The organism is Chryseobacterium sp. SNU WT5 (genome assembly GCF_007362475.1).
Lineage (GTDB): Bacteria > Bacteroidota > Bacteroidia > Flavobacteriales > Weeksellaceae > Kaistella.
This window is the reverse complement of record NZ_CP041687.1, coordinates 2,187,281-2,203,180: the sequence shown is the minus strand read 5'-3', so window position 1 is coordinate 2,203,180 and position 15,900 is coordinate 2,187,281. Positions and strand designations below refer to the sequence as shown.

At 34.5% G+C, this 15,900-nt stretch carries 16 protein-coding genes; 7 read left to right on the top strand and 9 right to left on the bottom strand.

The window, feature by feature from the left end:
- Window positions 1-24 precede the first annotated feature (24 nt).
- Genes FNJ88_RS10400 through FNJ88_RS10385 form a run of 4 tightly spaced genes read left to right on the top strand, consistent with a single transcriptional unit; the run spans window position 25 to window position 3,337 of the window.
- Complete coding sequence (locus FNJ88_RS10400; protein WP_143853052.1) at window positions 25-759, top strand: tetratricopeptide repeat protein; 735 nt, start codon at window positions 25-27, stop codon at window positions 757-759.
- Complete coding sequence (locus FNJ88_RS10395; protein ID WP_143853051.1) at window positions 759-2,492, top strand: BatD family protein; 1,734 nt, start codon at window positions 759-761, stop codon at window positions 2,490-2,492. The genes FNJ88_RS10400 and FNJ88_RS10395 overlap by 1 nt, the downstream gene beginning before the upstream one ends.
- Before the next feature lie 43 nt (window positions 2,493-2,535).
- Window positions 2,536-3,132 (top strand): MarC family protein, encoded by a 597-nt coding sequence (locus tag FNJ88_RS10390; protein WP_143853050.1) that lies wholly within the window; start codon window positions 2,536-2,538, stop codon window positions 3,130-3,132.
- Between the two features lie 10 nt (window positions 3,133-3,142).
- Window positions 3,143-3,337, top strand: coding sequence for a hypothetical protein (locus tag FNJ88_RS10385; RefSeq protein ID WP_143853049.1), 195 nt, complete (start codon window positions 3,143-3,145; stop codon window positions 3,335-3,337).
- A 449-nt stretch (window positions 3,338-3,786) separates the two neighbouring features.
- Here FNJ88_RS10385 and FNJ88_RS10380 read toward each other — a convergent pair whose 3' ends face one another.
- From FNJ88_RS10380 to FNJ88_RS10355, 6 genes are all read right to left on the bottom strand, one after another.
- Window positions 3,787-4,839, bottom strand: coding sequence for a diphosphomevalonate/mevalonate 3,5-bisphosphate decarboxylase family protein (locus FNJ88_RS10380; protein ID WP_143853048.1), 1,053 nt, complete (start codon window positions 4,837-4,839; stop codon window positions 3,787-3,789).
- Between the two features lie 52 nt (window positions 4,840-4,891).
- Complete coding sequence (locus FNJ88_RS10375; RefSeq protein ID WP_143853047.1) at window positions 4,892-6,655, bottom strand: AMP-dependent synthetase/ligase; 1,764 nt, start codon at window positions 6,653-6,655, stop codon at window positions 4,892-4,894.
- Entirely contained in the window at window positions 6,652-7,662 is a 1,011-nt protein-coding gene (locus FNJ88_RS10370) for an NAD-dependent epimerase/dehydratase family protein (RefSeq protein ID WP_143853046.1), read from the bottom strand. Before FNJ88_RS10370 ends, FNJ88_RS10375 begins: the two co-directional genes overlap by 4 nt.
- A 67-nt stretch (window positions 7,663-7,729) precedes the next feature.
- Window positions 7,730-8,506, bottom strand: a complete 777-nt coding sequence (locus FNJ88_RS10365; protein WP_143853045.1) for an alpha/beta fold hydrolase — start codon at window positions 8,504-8,506, stop codon at window positions 7,730-7,732.
- Window positions 8,507-8,582: 76 nt separating this feature from the next.
- A complete protein-coding gene (locus FNJ88_RS10360; RefSeq protein ID WP_143853044.1) occupies window positions 8,583-9,302 on the bottom strand; it encodes a pyridoxine 5'-phosphate synthase in 720 nt (239 codons plus the stop codon).
- 4 nt (window positions 9,303-9,306) lie between these two features.
- Window positions 9,307-10,566 carry a mechanosensitive ion channel family protein gene (locus FNJ88_RS10355; protein WP_143853916.1) on the bottom strand — a complete coding sequence of 420 codons (1,260 nt, stop codon included), beginning with the start codon at window positions 10,564-10,566 and terminating at the stop codon, window positions 9,307-9,309.
- Window positions 10,567-10,635: 69 nt separating this feature from the next.
- Here FNJ88_RS10355 and FNJ88_RS10350 point away from each other — a divergent pair, with 69 nt between their 5' ends.
- Window positions 10,636-11,127 carry a DUF456 domain-containing protein gene (locus FNJ88_RS10350; protein WP_143853043.1) on the top strand — a complete coding sequence of 164 codons (492 nt, stop codon included), beginning with the start codon at window positions 10,636-10,638 and terminating at the stop codon, window positions 11,125-11,127.
- Between the two features lie 4 nt (window positions 11,128-11,131).
- Window positions 11,132-11,719: a hypothetical protein gene (locus FNJ88_RS10345; protein WP_143853042.1), complete on the top strand. Its 588-nt coding sequence runs from the start codon at window positions 11,132-11,134 to the stop codon at window positions 11,717-11,719.
- Here FNJ88_RS10345 and FNJ88_RS10340 read toward each other — a convergent pair.
- Entirely contained in the window at window positions 11,706-12,347 is a 642-nt protein-coding gene (locus tag FNJ88_RS10340) for a uracil-DNA glycosylase (protein ID WP_143853041.1), read from the bottom strand. The genes FNJ88_RS10345 and FNJ88_RS10340 overlap by 14 nt on opposite strands.
- Before the next feature lie 15 nt (window positions 12,348-12,362).
- Window positions 12,363-12,854, bottom strand: coding sequence for a GNAT family N-acetyltransferase (locus FNJ88_RS10335; RefSeq protein ID WP_228414521.1), 492 nt, complete (start codon window positions 12,852-12,854; stop codon window positions 12,363-12,365).
- Window positions 12,855-12,973: 119 nt separating this feature from the next.
- Between FNJ88_RS10335 and FNJ88_RS10330 the strand changes: the two genes are divergently transcribed.
- A complete protein-coding gene (locus FNJ88_RS10330) occupies window positions 12,974-15,124 on the top strand; it encodes an endonuclease MutS2 (RefSeq protein ID WP_143853039.1) in 2,151 nt (716 codons plus the stop codon).
- 98 nt (window positions 15,125-15,222) lie between these two features.
- On the opposite strand, the gene FNJ88_RS10325 is transcribed toward FNJ88_RS10330, so the two are convergent.
- Window positions 15,223-15,801 carry a DUF421 domain-containing protein gene (locus FNJ88_RS10325; protein ID WP_143853038.1) on the bottom strand — a complete coding sequence of 193 codons (579 nt, stop codon included), beginning with the start codon at window positions 15,799-15,801 and terminating at the stop codon, window positions 15,223-15,225.
- Between the last annotated feature and the right edge of the window lie 99 nt (window positions 15,802-15,900).

Genomic DNA, 15,900 nt, shown 5'->3' with positions numbered 1-15,900 from the left:
ATATAAAGGGATAATTTTGCACTGATGAATAAAAATCTAATTTTTTCTATTTTTTTAATGATGGTTGGCTGTACTTTCTTTTCTGCGCAGGAAAATTATAAAACGCTCGTGCACAAAGGCAATCAGCAATTTAATGCAAAAAATTACGAATCCTCTTCTTCCAAATACATGGAAGCTATAAAACAGAATGACAAAGATTTTATGGCTCATTACAACTTAGGCAATTCTTTGTATAAGCGAAAGATGTATGAGGAAGCGAAAGCAGAGTATGAAAAAGCGGAGCAACTTTCTAAAACTTTTCCTGACAAGAGTGCTGCATTATATAATCTTGGCAACTCCTACATGCAAGAAGAAGATTCTAAAAAAGCAGCAGAATTGTACAAACAAGCACTGAAACAAGACCCATACAATGAAAGCATTCGCAAAAATTACGAGATCGCGATGCTGAAGGAAAAGGAAAAAAAAGAACAAAAGAAGCAACAGGGTAAATCTGGCGGCAACGGAGACGACAAAAGTAAAGATCCAAATCAGGGAGAGGATAAAGGAGATCAAGCGAAAACTTCCGGGGGTAAAGGACAGCAAAATAAAGGCGACGATGAAGGCAAAGATCCCAATGAAAACAGCAACGCCAACAGCATGCCGAAAGAAGTAGAAAATGCCATCTTGAACAGAGTCGGTAACAAAGAGAGAGAAACAGCAAAACGTATCTTAAATAAAAATTCCTACTCAACTCCAGAAAGTAACGAAAAGGATTGGTAATGAAATATTTGTTTTCTTACATATTGACCTTATTTTCAACTGTATTAGCATACGGTCAGGTTACTCTTGCAATTTCTAAAGTAGCAGATCAAAAAGTTAAAGGACCATTCAATCTAACAATTCTACTTGAGATCAGCGGCGAGAATATGGAGCAACAGACTCCACTGATGATGCCAGATCTCTCTAAGTTTGATATTATAGGAAGTGCATCTGATCGTAATACGATCATTTTAGATGGTAACAAAGGGAGTACCATCAACCAACTTGTTTACCAATATGTACTCTCACCAAAACAAGCAGGCACAGTGAAAATCGGATCCGTTCTGGTTAAAGTTAATGGTAAAACATACAAGACCGAACCTTTTGATATTAATATCCGGGAGAATGAAAAAACATCGGTTGCCGATCATACTGATAAGAACGATTTATATTTGAACTTAGAAGTAAAAAATAAGGTAGTCTATAAAGACCAACCTACTATTGCTGTTTTAAAAGCATACAGTAAAAATTATGATAATTTTAGAAAAGTAGGCAAAATTCAATTATCTCATCAAAAAAATGCCAATATCAAACAGGTCAGTTTCGCAAAGTCTGAAATTGAAACAAAGGCTGGTGTTTCCTCTCAAGTTATAGGAGTTTTTATGGTCTTTCCGACAGAAGCTGGAACTGTCCAAATTAATCCGATTTCGGCCTCACTTTCTCATTCGAGTAAACACAATAAAATTACCTCTAACCGGGCGAAAATAAATGTAAAAAATCTACCCGAAGGAATGCCAATGAATTATAAAAATGCGGTTGGCAATTTCACATCGGATCTAAAACTTTTAAATACAAACGAAATTTCTGAAATTGACAAACCATTAAATATCATTTTAAAAATTTCCGGTAATGGAAACTTAGGCAGTTTACATCTGCCAAAAATCATAAAATCTGATGATTATCTATTTTATGAACCAAAGATCTCCACTTCAACTTCCACAAAAAACGATCAACTGTTAGGATTCGTAAGTGCCCAATATGTAGTGATTCCCAAAAAAGCAGGTCGAATAAAACTTAAGTTTGAAGATTTTTCCTATTTCGATCCGCAAGCAAATAACTATATCGACTTAGGAGCAGAAGAATTAGTGATCAACGTTCAAACTCCAGCCCAAATCGCTGATGCAAAAACTACTCTGGAAAAAGTAAATGATTATACAAATACCGTTTTAGAAACAGTAAACACCCCGGTTTTAAAAACCCAAAACCTAATCGTTAAAAATGGCAATACGGTGAACTGGTCAATTATTATCGGAAATATCTCCCTTCTTGCGGCGCTGCTTTCACTATTTTTCATAATAACACAGAAAAAACAGAAAAAGAAGATGCAACCGAAATTAATTTCAAAACCATCTTCCTCAATTGCGGAAACCGAAGAAATTCTTAGGAAAAATCTTTCCAATCACTTTGAAGAAAGTATAGAATACTTAAAAATATTAAAGGATAATAATAATTTTATAACATTCTTTAGTTCTTATGAAGAGCTAAAGAATGAAACAAAGGAAAAATTCGCTGCAACATCGGATTCCGATTTTTTATTGAAACTAGAACAGTTAAAAGGAAAAGGAATCGCAGAAGAATACAGATTACTTTCTGAAAAAGTACAGATTGAAAAATTTGCACCATTGCACTTTGACCGGCAAATAGACAACTTGTATGAATCTATTGTTACCTTATATTCGAAGATTCATAAATAACCAATTATTTTTCATATTTTTGCGAAATTAATAATTCTAAGAAATGTTCGAATTTTTCTCTATCAAAGAAACCCTTACCGCAACGATGATTCTATTCGCCGTCATCGATATTGTTGGATCTGTACCGATTATTGTTGGACTAAAGAAAAAGTTTGGTAAAATCGAAGCTGAGAGAGCGACGATTGTTGCTGGAGCTCTGATGATCGCATTTCTTTTTATTGGTAATAACATCTTGAAATTAATTGGGGTTGATGTCAATTCCTTTGCAATTGCAGGAGCATTTGTTATTTTTGTGATTGCGATTGAGATGATTTTAGGAATAGAAATCCAGAAAAATGCAGAATCAAAATCGGCCTCGATAGTTCCGATTGCATTTCCACTAATTGCAGGTGCAGGAACACTAACCACTACCCTTTCTTTACGTGCGGAATATCATGATATCAATATCATTGCAGGTATTATTCTCAATACTATTTTCGTATATTTGGTGCTGAAATCAGCGAACTGGCTTGAGAATAAATTAGGAGATGGAACTTTACAGGTTTTACAGAAAGTTTTCGGGATTATTCTACTTGCGATTTCAATTAAGTTATTTACAGCAAATTTTGCTCAGTTGTTCTCAACGTATGTTAAATTTTAATTAAGACAAAATGCAACTCTTTTATAAAGTATTTTTAGCGCTATTTGTAATTTTCATCGGATTCAATCTGTATATGATGGAATGGAACCTAGGATTTTGGCATGAAGAAAATTCTAAATTCATTTTATCTATTTCGGCAGCGATCTTAGGAATCATCGTTGTTTACGTCTTGCATACTATGCGTACTTTATCTCTTAAAAAATAGTTCAGTTTTCCACTTTAGAGATTTGTTTTTCTAAAGTACAGGCAGATCTTATTTTTTGGGTTAGCTATTTTCTGAGAAAACTCGCACAGTAGAGATTCAACTGCAAGAAATTTGCCGGAATATTCTTAACAACTAGCTTGGAATTACTTTATTTGCGGATATCCATTAAAATTATTTAAGGAAATAATAAACGCAATGTAAGTTTAACCGCATAACCATACATTGAAATTCCTGGAACAAAAATCTAAATTCCAAAATTTAAGGGATTATCGGAATGATTTATTTAAAAAATTAATATCTTTATTAAGATCAGATCAAGGATTAAAAGTCACAGATAGGCTTTAAACCTGCGAAAACTTTTCCTTTCGTTTCCGATATATTACCTAAAATGGCAAACTTCAAAAATCTCTTTTTTTGTCGTCGCAGAATCCACGATTTCCAAATTTCCATTAAAACCTCATCACATCTTTCACAACCCCATTATTTTGGGTATGCTGTATCAGTTCCTTGATAATAAATTCTTTAATTTGCTCTTCATCTTTATTGGCAGGAAACAAAAGGTGCACATTCGCGCCAGCATCCAAGGTGAAGAATAAAGGCAAATCCGTTTCTTTTCTAAAGTCCCATATTTTATCAATGACTGCCAAAGTTCCAGTTTTCATCAAGATGAATGCAGGGTCGCTCATCATCATCATGGCGTGCAGTGTTAAGGCTTCATGTTCCACCAATTTTATAAACGCGTCCATATCTCCATCTTTCAAGATTGTTTTCAGCGTTAAGAAATTTTCATGTGCTTCCTGAAATCGCCTTTGCGCATAAGGGTTGGTGTTCATCAAACCATGTCCGACAGTTGAGCTCACTGACTTTTCACCTTCGTGGATAAGCAGAACCCAATCGTTAAAATTTTTAAATATTGGATGAATTTCATCATTTGGATATCGAATAGCAAACAAATCAGAACTTGCCAAAACTTCTTTTGTTTCACCCCAAACCACCAAACCGTCATACAAACTACGACAGGCACTTCCACTTCCTAATCGCGCAAGGAAGCTTGCTTTTTTCAAAGCTTCTTCTTCATTAGAACTTCCACTAAAAGTTTGATCTAACTGCATTAAACACTTTGCAATGGCACCAAAACCCGATGCAGAACTTGCGATACCTGAACTGTGGGGAAAAGTATTTTCAGTTGTAATGAGGTATCTTCCTTGTAAAATCCAAGGTAAATATTCCCGAATATTTTTAAAGTATTTTTCTATTTTCTCGGCGAATTTCAATTCTTCGTTTCCACCTAAAAAAGTCATTACTGAAAATTCCTCTCCAGCAAAAAACGCCATTTCAGTATTCGTTTTACATAGGTTTAAAGTATAACTAATACTGGGATTTGCAGGAATTTGATTTTCGTACTTTCCCCAATATTTTATTAATGCGATATTGGAAGGACAACTATCTGTCACTTTTTGATCAGAAATTTCGAAGTTGGTGCTGCCAGAAAATTCGTTCATTTTAATTTCTTATTTAACTTTTACAAAGACTCATTTATATAATAAAGTAGATCTAAGAATTATACATTTTATCTACAACATCCGCGTATTTCTTTAATACTACGTTTCTCTTCACTTTCAAAGTCGGAGTGATCTCACCACTGTTAATTTCAAATTCAGCAGGCATTATGGTAAACTTTTTCACTTTTTCGAAACCAGAAAGACCTTTTTGGATCTCATCTATTTTTTCCCTATAAAATTCTTTAACACTATCTGTTTCCACTATTTCTTCCCATGATGTAAACGGAATATTTTTTTTCTCAAGTTGTTCCTGCAAAGCTTCAAAATTAGGAATTATTAAAGCGGTGACATAAGGTTTCCCTTCTGCAATAATCATCACTTGATTGATAAAATTATTATTAGAAAGCAGATTTTCAATGGGTTGTGGTGTGATATATTTCCCATTGGAAGTTTTCATCAAATCCTTAATCCGATCGGTAATTACTAAGTTTCCAGCTTCGTCGAATTTTCCGGCATCTCCCGTCCTAAACCAACCATCAGCAGTGAATACTTCAGCAGTTTCAGAAGGTTTCTTATAATAACCTTTCATAATACCACTTCCTTTGGCTAAAATTTCATCGTTCTCACCAATCTTTATTTCAGTGTCACCAAACGGAATTCCAGCTGAACCATGTACGAAATGATGAAAAGGAAAAGCAGTTAAGGTCGCAGTAGTTTCTGTCAATCCATAACCTACAGTGATATGAATACCCAATGCTTCAAAAAACTGAGTAACTTCTGCAGAAACAGAAGCTCCACCACAAGGCATAAACCAAAGTTTACCACCCATTTTTTTCTTGATCTTGTTAAAGACCATAAGGTTGGCAATTTTATTTTTTAAATTTAAGGACGAAGGAATATTTTTATTTAATCTTCGTAATTCCGCAACTTCGGTTCCCGTTTTAATAGCCCAATTAAAGATTTTCTTTTTAGAAGCTGAACTGTTATTTGCCATCTCATGAACACCAGCATAAATTTTCTGATAAAATCTAGGCACTGCGCACATAACCGTAGGTTTCACTTCTGCTAAAGCACTGGCGATCAATTTTGTATTCTCAAGAAAATACACTTTTGCTCCACCATATAAAGCCAGTAAAGTCCAACTTCGCTCGAAAATATGAGTTAGTGGTAAGAAAGCCATCGAAGTTTCCTGTTCAAAGTTCTTAAATTTGAAGAAATTAAAGTGAGCTTCTACGGATTTATGGAAATTTCCATGACTTAACATCACTCCTTTTGGAACTCCCGTTGTTCCAGAAGTATAGATAATTGTAGCCAGATCGCTGTCCCTTTTCTCAACGATTTGTAAATCTTCGTTTGATTTTTTTATAAAATCTTCCAGGTAGGCACTATTCTCTTTCTTGATCCAAATTGATTTTTTTGCAACGAGAACCTTTTGTAAAATTTGATTTCTGTTTAGAATCTCAAAAGCTGCATCATATTGCTCTTGGTTTCCAACCAAGATGATTTTACATTCAGATTCATTCAGAATATACTCGGCTTGTTCTTCATTATTGGTAGAATAAATAGGAACAGTAACTGCGCCTAAAGACAAAATAGCTAAATCCATTACGATCCATTCTGCAGAATTATCAGAATAAATCGCTACTTTATCATGCTCATTGATCCCAGCATCACGCAATGCATTTGCGGTCTTGAAAACCGATCTTCGAAAATCAGACCAGGAAATTTCGGTCCATTTTTCTTTCTTCTTAAAACCTATAGCGGGTTTACTCGGAAATTTAGCTGTATTTGTATTTAGGAACTCTGCAATATTCATAGTTTATTGTGATCTGAGATATAATTCTTTAGATGAAAATCAAGACTTTCAAAAACAGGTATAAATTGATAGTCTAGTTCTTGTCTTATTTTTTGATTCGAAATAACTGGATGGGAAGTTACTGTTTCTAAATTGACTTTGTTCAGCATTCTCAATGGTGGAATAAGCCAACCAAATAAAATATGTAACCCGTAACCAATAGTCAAAAAATTTTTTGATATCACTTTCGCTTTTGATTTTCCCAGTTTCCCACGAACGAAATTAGCAACTTCTAAAATTTTCTTTGATTCTGAAATTAGTACATATCTTTCTCCAAACCGATTTTTCTCCATTAAAGAGATCGCAATTTTGCCCACGTCTCTTACATCAACATAGGCGGTGCTCCCACTCATCGCATAAGGATATTTGGAAAATGCATGAAATATTTCTCCACTGCTGGAATACCAATTTCCACTCCCAATGATAACACCTGGATTGAGGATGATAGTATTTAATCCTTCCGCTGAGGCTCGCCAAACTTCCATTTCAGCAAAATGTTTCGATCTTGCATAAGGGGAATGATTAACTTTCGAATTATAATCTGAATCTTCGGAAATTTCACCTTTTTCATTCATACCATCTAAAACCGCGGTAGAACTTATAAAGCAAAACTTTTGAACAGCGGAATTTTGAGAGGAGAATAAGAGCTGGCGGGTTCCTTCAATATTGGTATGATACATCGAACGTCGATCATCTGGATGAAAACTTACATGAGCTGCACAATGGTAGACCTCTGTAACTTGACGGAGCGCGGCATCGATTGAATCACTATCTTCAAAATCCACATCAACCCAATTTATCTTATTGAAAAACATTTCTGGTTGATCGGTATAGAAACGATATGATTTCAGAACCTCCTGTATGTCACTTGATGGTCTCTTTGTTACACGCACTTCTTTTCCTTGCTTCAGCAATTCTAAAACAATAACTCTACCGAGAATTCCAGTTGCACCTGTGACTAAAACCATATTTTCTAAGGTAAGATTGATAAAATGAACTTCGAAAAGCTAGATTTCTATATAAAATTTTTAAAAATTATTTCACTAAAAAATCTTTCACTACTTCATTAAAGTCGCTAGGATTTTCTGCCTGTACCCAATGTCCAGCATTCTTAATGGTCACAATTGAAGCATTAGGAAATTGCTGTTTGATCAGATATTCATCCTGTGGTAAAATGTAGTTCGATTTCGCTCCTGAAACAAATAAAGTTTTTCCGGCAAACACTCCAAATTTTATTGCGTTAGAAACAAATTCTGAATACTTCGCGGAAAGCGTAGAAAGATTGAACCTCCAACTCAGTTTTTTATCATCGTTCCAATATAGGTTTTTTGCTAAAAACTGAATAACTGATTTTTCAGGAATGTACTGTTGTAATACTTCCTCCACTTCCTGTCTTGTAGTGATATTTTGAAAATCAACACTTTCCAAAGCTTTAATAATCCCTTGATGGTGAGGAGGATATGCTTTTGGTGAGATGTCTACTACGATGAGTTTCTCTAATTTATCCGGATAATTCATCGCAAACTGCATTACAGCTTTTCCGCCTAGGGAATGTCCTAACAAATTCACTTTATGGAGTTTATGTGCATTCATGTAGTTTAAAATATCATCAGCCAGGTTATCATGCGACATTTCTGAAGAATGAAAGCTTTTCCCATGATTTCTTAAATCAATTAAATGTAACGGAAAAAACGCTCCCATTTCTTTTCCGAAACTGCCCCAATTATCAAGCATTCCAAAAAGGCCGTGAAAAACCAAAAGTGGGATTCCGGATTGATCTTCTCCATATATTTTTGAGTGTAGGATCTCCATTAAAAAAAATTAAAGTTTGAATTAATATAATTATCTCTGATACTCATTTTACAAGTGGTTAGAACCACTTAAACAATTACCACTTTGCTAATCTTTTAAGATAAGCCTGCACTGTATTTTCCAGTCCCATATAAAGTGCTTCCGATATTAACGCATGACCAATGGAAACCTCTACTAAATTAGGAATATGATCTGCAAAATATTTTAAATTATCTAAACTTAAATCATGTCCTGCATTAATTCCCAAGCCATATTTCTCTGCTTCCAATGCAGTTTCGACATAAGGCTTGATCGCTTCTTCTTTATTTTTTGAGTAATTAGTAGCATAAGCTTCCGTATAAAGTTCTATCCTATCTGCACCAGTTTCTTTGGCAAATTTCACCATACCGGGATCAGGATCAAGAAAAATAGAAGTTCTAATACCTGCATTTTTAAATTCAGAAATCACATTTTTTAAAAATCCTAAATGCTTCTCACAATCCCAGCCTGCATTAGATGTAATGGCATCATCACTATCTGGAACCAAGGTTACCTGCTCTGGTTTAATTTCCAAAACCATATCGATGAAAGGACGATGGGGATTTCCTTCAATATTAAATTCAGTATGAACTAAAGGTTTTAAATCATAAACATCTTTTCGAGTGATATGTCTTTGATCTGGCCTTGGGTGAATGGTTATTCCTTGTGCACCAAATGCCTGTAACTTAATTGTAGCTTCCGTTACGCTAGGTAGCTCACCTCCACGAGCATTTCTGATCGTGGCTATTTTATTAATATTTACGCTAAGTTTTGTCATTTTTCTAAATTTTATTGAACTGCATGATTTCCAGATCAAATTCTTTGGAGGCTACCAGAAGGTGATCAAATATATCTGCCATGATCACTTCATAATTTTCCCATGCCGAGTCATTGGTAAAACAATAAATTTCTAAAGGCATCCCATGCGGTGTATTTTCAAGTTGGCGAACCATCAAAGTTCCGTTTTGATCAATATGTTTATTGGTTTTAAGATAGTTTAAAGCATACATTCGGAAAACCCCGATATTTGTTAATTGTCTTCCATTGAGTTTAAGATCACCATTTTCCACAGGATTTCTTTCCTTACTGATTTCAGACTTCATCCCGCTCAAATACTCTTTAATCAAATTAATTTTAGAAAGATGCTCAATCATATCATCATCCAAAAATTTAAAAGATTTAATATTAAAAATAAGCGATCTTTTAATCCGCCGGGTGTTACTTTCCGACATCACCTGAAGATTTTTAATCTCAGTGGTTAAAAAATCATAAGTCGGAATTGTTGAAATGGTTTTATCAAAATTCTCAATCTTTGTTGTTAAAAGATTGAGATCCACAATCGTTCCTTCAAGATTATACTTGGGAATCCCGATCCAATCACCCACTTTTAAATTCTTTGAAGTTGCAACGTGGATTCCTGTCACAAAACCAAGAATGGTATCCCTAAACACCAAGACTAAAACTGCCGTAATTGCTCCTAAACTACCAAGAATGGTAGAGCTGCTGATTCCAAACAATACACTAATCGCAATCACAGAACAAACAAAAATTCCAAAAATATTAATGGTCTGTGAAACCGCATTAAGCGCAATAATCTTATAATAATCTTTTTTGATAACAAAGTAATTCCTGAAAGCAGTTACTCCACGCAGAAGCATTTGAGCCACAACTAAAACAATGAACAAACCAATCATTCTTTCTAAAAATTCATGGCTTCGTGGATGCCTTCTAAAGACGGAAAAGAGTGCGTAGCTACCGAATAGCAGCGCATTAATATGCGATATAGAGTTGGTTATTTTCGAAACATAAACCGATTTCAAAATCGGGTATTTCTCTTTATCGAAAAATAGTTTAAAAACCGTGTTAATTAATAACTTAAATAAGAAATCAACTACGAAAATAACCCCTATAAAAAAGATAAATTTCAACAGGATCTGGACTATTAAGACCCAACTATCCGCGACGTTAGCCCTAACAAAATAGTGAATATAATCACTTATGTTGACCAGAAAATCTTTAGTGTCTGCAAGTTCTTTATTCATTCCAGCAAAAATAGGAATTCCGTTTGTCTTTCGCAGATTAATAAGTACATTTAACAAAATTTATCACCTATGGACATCGCTTTAATTCAGCTTGTAAGTATTATTTTATTAATTGTGGGAATCCTTGGTACTTTTTTACCCGTTCTACCTGGGCTTTTATTGAGTTTAGCAGGCCTGTTAATCTATAAATTCGGTACTGACGCTCCCATTTCAATGGTTTACATCTGGATATTTGTAGTTTTAACCATTTTATCTGCTATTTTAAATTACGTAATCCCAGCAAGAACAAATCGCAAATACGGAGGCACCCGTTGGGGCAGTATTGGATCTATTGTAGGAACTTTGGCGGGAATGTTTTTTATTCCACTTCCTTTTGGATTTTTGATCGGAATGTTTTTAGGCGTTTTCATCGGCGAGCTTTTACATGATGCGACCGATAAGAAAAAAGCCTGGAATTCAACCAAAGGAGCCATGATTGGTTTTCTATATGGCACTGGATTTAATTTCATTGTAGGAGTGGCAATGTTTTTGGTAGTGATAATTGATATTATAAAACACTAAACAAATGATCTACAAATTATTCATCGCTTCTTTTTCCCTATTAACTTTGACCACCTGTCAAACGCAGAAAGAGATAAAAGCCAAAAAACAGTCTTCTCTTGATTCTAACATTGTACTTCAAGACAGCAAAGACAGCCCAATAAATTCTTCTCCTAACAAAGAAGAAACCAATCCAAAAACACAAGTGAAAGAATCCGACGAATCACCTCAAGAAAGAATCATCTATCTGAAAGAAGGAGAAAATAAGTTCCTTAAAGAATATGAAATGAATGTCACCTTTAAAAGAGTTTTAGAAGACAGCCGATGTCCAAAAGATGTGAACTGCGTGTGGATCGGAAATGCCATTGCAGAAATTGAAGTAATGGGAACTTATACCAGACCTACGACTTTACAAATCAGTACTACAAGAAGTGAAAGCAGAGGTTTTTTCCAGTCACAAAGCTTTAATGGGTACAAGATATCTTTAATAGAACTGACTCCCGAAACCACATCAGCAAAAGGATTCAATGCACTAAAAGGAAGTTATAAAGTAGCACTTCAATTTGAAAAAGAAAATGCTCCAACTAAAAATAACGGACCTACCATGAAATAGGTTTTTGATTATTCTTTTTTAAATAATCATTAATTTGAGAGAAAGGTTTACTGCCATAGAAACCACGATATACAGAAAATGGTGATGGATGTGCAGATTTTACGATAAAATGTTTAGAGGAATCAATCAGTTCCTCTTTTTTTTGTGCGAAAGCGCCCCACAATACAAAGATTACATTTTCTCTCTTCTCTGAGATCTCTCGAATAATAAAATCGGTGAATTTACTCCAACCCAGATCTTTATGAGAATTAGGCAAATGTGCGCGAACCGTTAAGGTGGCATTTAAAAGTAAAATTCCCTGATTTGCCCAATCATCAAGCTCTTTTTTAGTTCTGTGTATTCCCAGATCATCGTAAAGTTCCTTAAAAATATTTTTAAGCGAAGGTGGCGCCGTGACATTTTCAGAGACCGAAAAGCATAAGCCGTTCGCCTGGCCATCATTGTGATAAGGATCCTGACCAATAAAAACTACATTAACATTGTCAAAATCAGTTAATTCCAAAGCTCTAAATATTTGATCTTTAGGTGGAAAACATTTTTCAGTCGAATATTCCAATTCCACTTTTTGCCAAAGATTCAGAAAATAGTCGGTATTTTTTATGGGTTCCAGAATTTCAGTCCAAGTCATTTGGTAGTAGTATAATTAAGTTAATGTTGAAATATCATGATTATTGAGTTCAAAAATAAGATTTTCTGGAAATTTCTCATCATGCCGATTTTCATTCAAAATAAATTTTAGCTTCTGAAGTAATTTAATGGAATTAAAATTATCTTTATTGGAAAATGCATCGATCGTTTTTAAATTTAATTCATTGAATCCATAATTTAAAAAAAAATTTGCAGCTTCGGACATAATTCCATTTCCGTGGTTAGCAGGCAGTAATTCATACCCTAACTCGGCGCGGTCTCTGGTATTGGAAAATTTCCACAAACATATCGTTCCCAATAACTGAGGATCATTTTGATAAGTAATTCCAAGAAACACTATTTCATTATTCGCTGATTTCTTCTTAATATTTAATATAAATTCGAGGCCATCAAAAGAATCTTTCGGAGGAATTCGGTGAAGAAACCGATTAATCTCCTGATCACTTCTTATCTTGAAAATTTCAGCTGCATCATGTTCCGTAATCATTCTTAAAACCAGGCGTTTCGTAAAAAATTTCATGACCCAAAGATAGACATTTGATAAATCGAATGATTGTAAATAAATCACATCATACAATTATCAGATTATCTCATTAAATTTGCAAGGTGGATATACAAAAAGACGATTTAGACGAACTAGAATTTCCGGAACTGTTAGCGGAGATTGCACCTTATGCATTTTCTAAGAAAACAGCATTAAAAATAAAAAACCTTCGCCCGTTTGCAATTGAAGATGCGGAGCTTTCCTTAAAAAAAGGTGCAGAGTATCTTTCCAGTTTCGAAAGTGACAATGCCATTCCCTTTAACGAATATGAAGATATTGAAGAGGAACTACAGCTAATGCTCATCGAAAATTTTCGATTAGACAATGCATCTTTTCTCAAAATCAAAAGTCTTACAGAACAAATTGCGAGGTTGCAAAAATTCTTTCCTGCGTATGACGATTTGTTTTTTCACCTCAATATCGATGTTAAAGATCTAGAATACCGAAAGGAGATCATTGATAAAATTGATAAGGTTTTTAATCGGTTTGGTGAAGTAAAAAGTGATTCATCACCCATTCTAAAAAATTTACGGGCAGATATTTCTCATGCTCGAAAAGCAATTCAAGAAAACTTCAACAGAGCGCTAACCTCGCTTACCAACACTGATTTCCTGGATGATATTCGAGAAAGCATCGTAGATGACCAAAGAGTTTTAGCAGTAAAATCAGGTTATAAGAAAAGAGTTGCCGGCAGGGTTTTAGGAGTATCTAAAACGGGTTCTATTACTTATATTCAGCCAGAATCAGTAGTAAAACATCAATTTAAACTGAGGGAAGATATTGAAGAGGAGAAAAAAGAGGTTGATAAAATATTGCGAAAGCTGACCTTTGAAATTTCAGAATTCCAATCCCAGCTCTATTCTTATCAAAAATATATTTTCGATCTAGACTTCACCCGAGCAAAAGCAAAATTTGCCGAAAGAATAGGTGGAATCTTACCGAAAATAAACCACCACAGAACCATGCGATTGGTAAGTGCTTTTCACCCATTGCTACTCATTAGAAATAAAGAAGAAAAAAAGAAAATATTCCCCCAAACGCTAACCTTAACAGAGCAAAATCGCATCTTGTGTATTTCAGGTCCAAATGCGGGTGGAAAATCGATCACTTTAAAGACCGTCGGTTTACTACAACTAATGATTCAGAGTGGAATTTTGGTTCCAGTACACCCGAAATCTGAAATGTTTTTCTTTGATAAGATCATGACTGACATTGGTGATAATCAGTCTATTGAAAACCACCTTTCTACCTATTCTTCCCGATTGAAGAAAATGGCCAAAATCATTAAAGAAGCCGACTCAAAAACTTTATTGCTGATTGACGAATTCGGAACTGGTTCCGATCCCGAATTAGGTGGTGCTTTGGCAGAAAGTTTCCTCGAATTTTTCTACGACAAGAAAAGTTTTTCGATTATCACCACCCATTACACCAATATTAAACTGGTGATCGAACAACTTCCACACGCCATTAACGCCGCGATGCTTTTTGACGAAAATTCATTGGAACCACTTTATAAATTAGAAGTTGGACAGGCAGGAAGTTCATTTACGTTTGAAGTTGCAACGAAAAATAAAATCCCAAAATTTATTATCGAATCTGCGAAGAAAAAAGTGGTACACGATATCGTAAACCTTGATAAAACTATTGTGCGCCTGCAGCAGGAAAAATTTGAAATCGAGAAAATCAAAACTGATTTGGCCGAGAAAAGAGATTCTACCCAAAATAAAAAGGAAAATCTCGAAAAACTTAATGATCAACTTCAGCAAAAACTTTTTAATTTTCAAAAACTCTACGAAGACGAGCACAGAAAGCTGCAGTTCGGAAATAAAATCGAAGGATTTATTGATTCTTATGTTAAAGGAAAATCACGAAAGCTAGTTGTTGCAGATTTTGTTAAAATTTTAGAGCAGGAAAAGTTCAGAAAATTGGGTACAGATAAAGATGAAAATAAAAAACTGCAAATTGTAAAACGTAAGATTACCCAGCAACTAAAGAAAGTGGACGTTCAGGAAAAGATTGAAGAAACCAACGATAAGCTGGAAGACAAACGACAAAAAGAACGTGCTATATGGATGAAAGTTGGTCAGCGCGTAAGAATTAAAGGCTCTACGAGTATCGGAACAATAGAAAAAATTGAGAAGAATGGAAAGGTTTCCGTGAATTATGGAATGTTTAAAACGCAGATCAGTGGAGATGAACTGGAACGGATTTAGTCTCTTGTAAACAGAACAAACCAATCAGATTAAAATAGATAAAAGCGTACGGTATATACTATATCTTAAAATAATAATAAAGTTAGCTACTACTTAGGTCATTTTCTCTCTTTACTTTTCAAGCTCTCGAGATGTTCCGGTAAAATAGAATTTTCTAAAACTGGATTTTCAAATTTATAGACACTCAATACACCAGATTGCTCATAATATGCGTGTTCAACTTCTGATAGAAACTTTATTCCTTGTTGTCTTAAAAGCATATAAACTTCATTTTCATCAATGTCATCTTCTGTGAAATTCTGTTTTAATAATTTTCCATTTTCCACCAATTTCATGACTTTGGGGTCCGTTACCTTTCGTATAGATTCGTATTTTATCCCTACGTAAACATATAACTTCTGAAAGGCTGCAATTAATGTAATCACTGTTATGGGGATAGAGAGTGGGATATCAGGATAAAACATGGCATCACCAACTGCACTTCCCATCGCAACTATCAATAAAACATCAGCACTACCCAAACCACCTACTACCCGCTTACCAATCCATCTGATCATAAAAATGGTATAAACCATAATGATAACGACTCGAAGAATAATTTCCAGGTAAATGAGGATTGTGAAATCTCCAAATAACATTTTCCAAAAATCAAACGTGTATTCGCTGGCCTCAACCATAGTACTATATTTTAAATTAAAATTTCTATCGGATTTAAAACCTATCAAATTTCAGGCAAATATTTTTCACCTTTTAAAAATTTATTATTTAAAACTGAA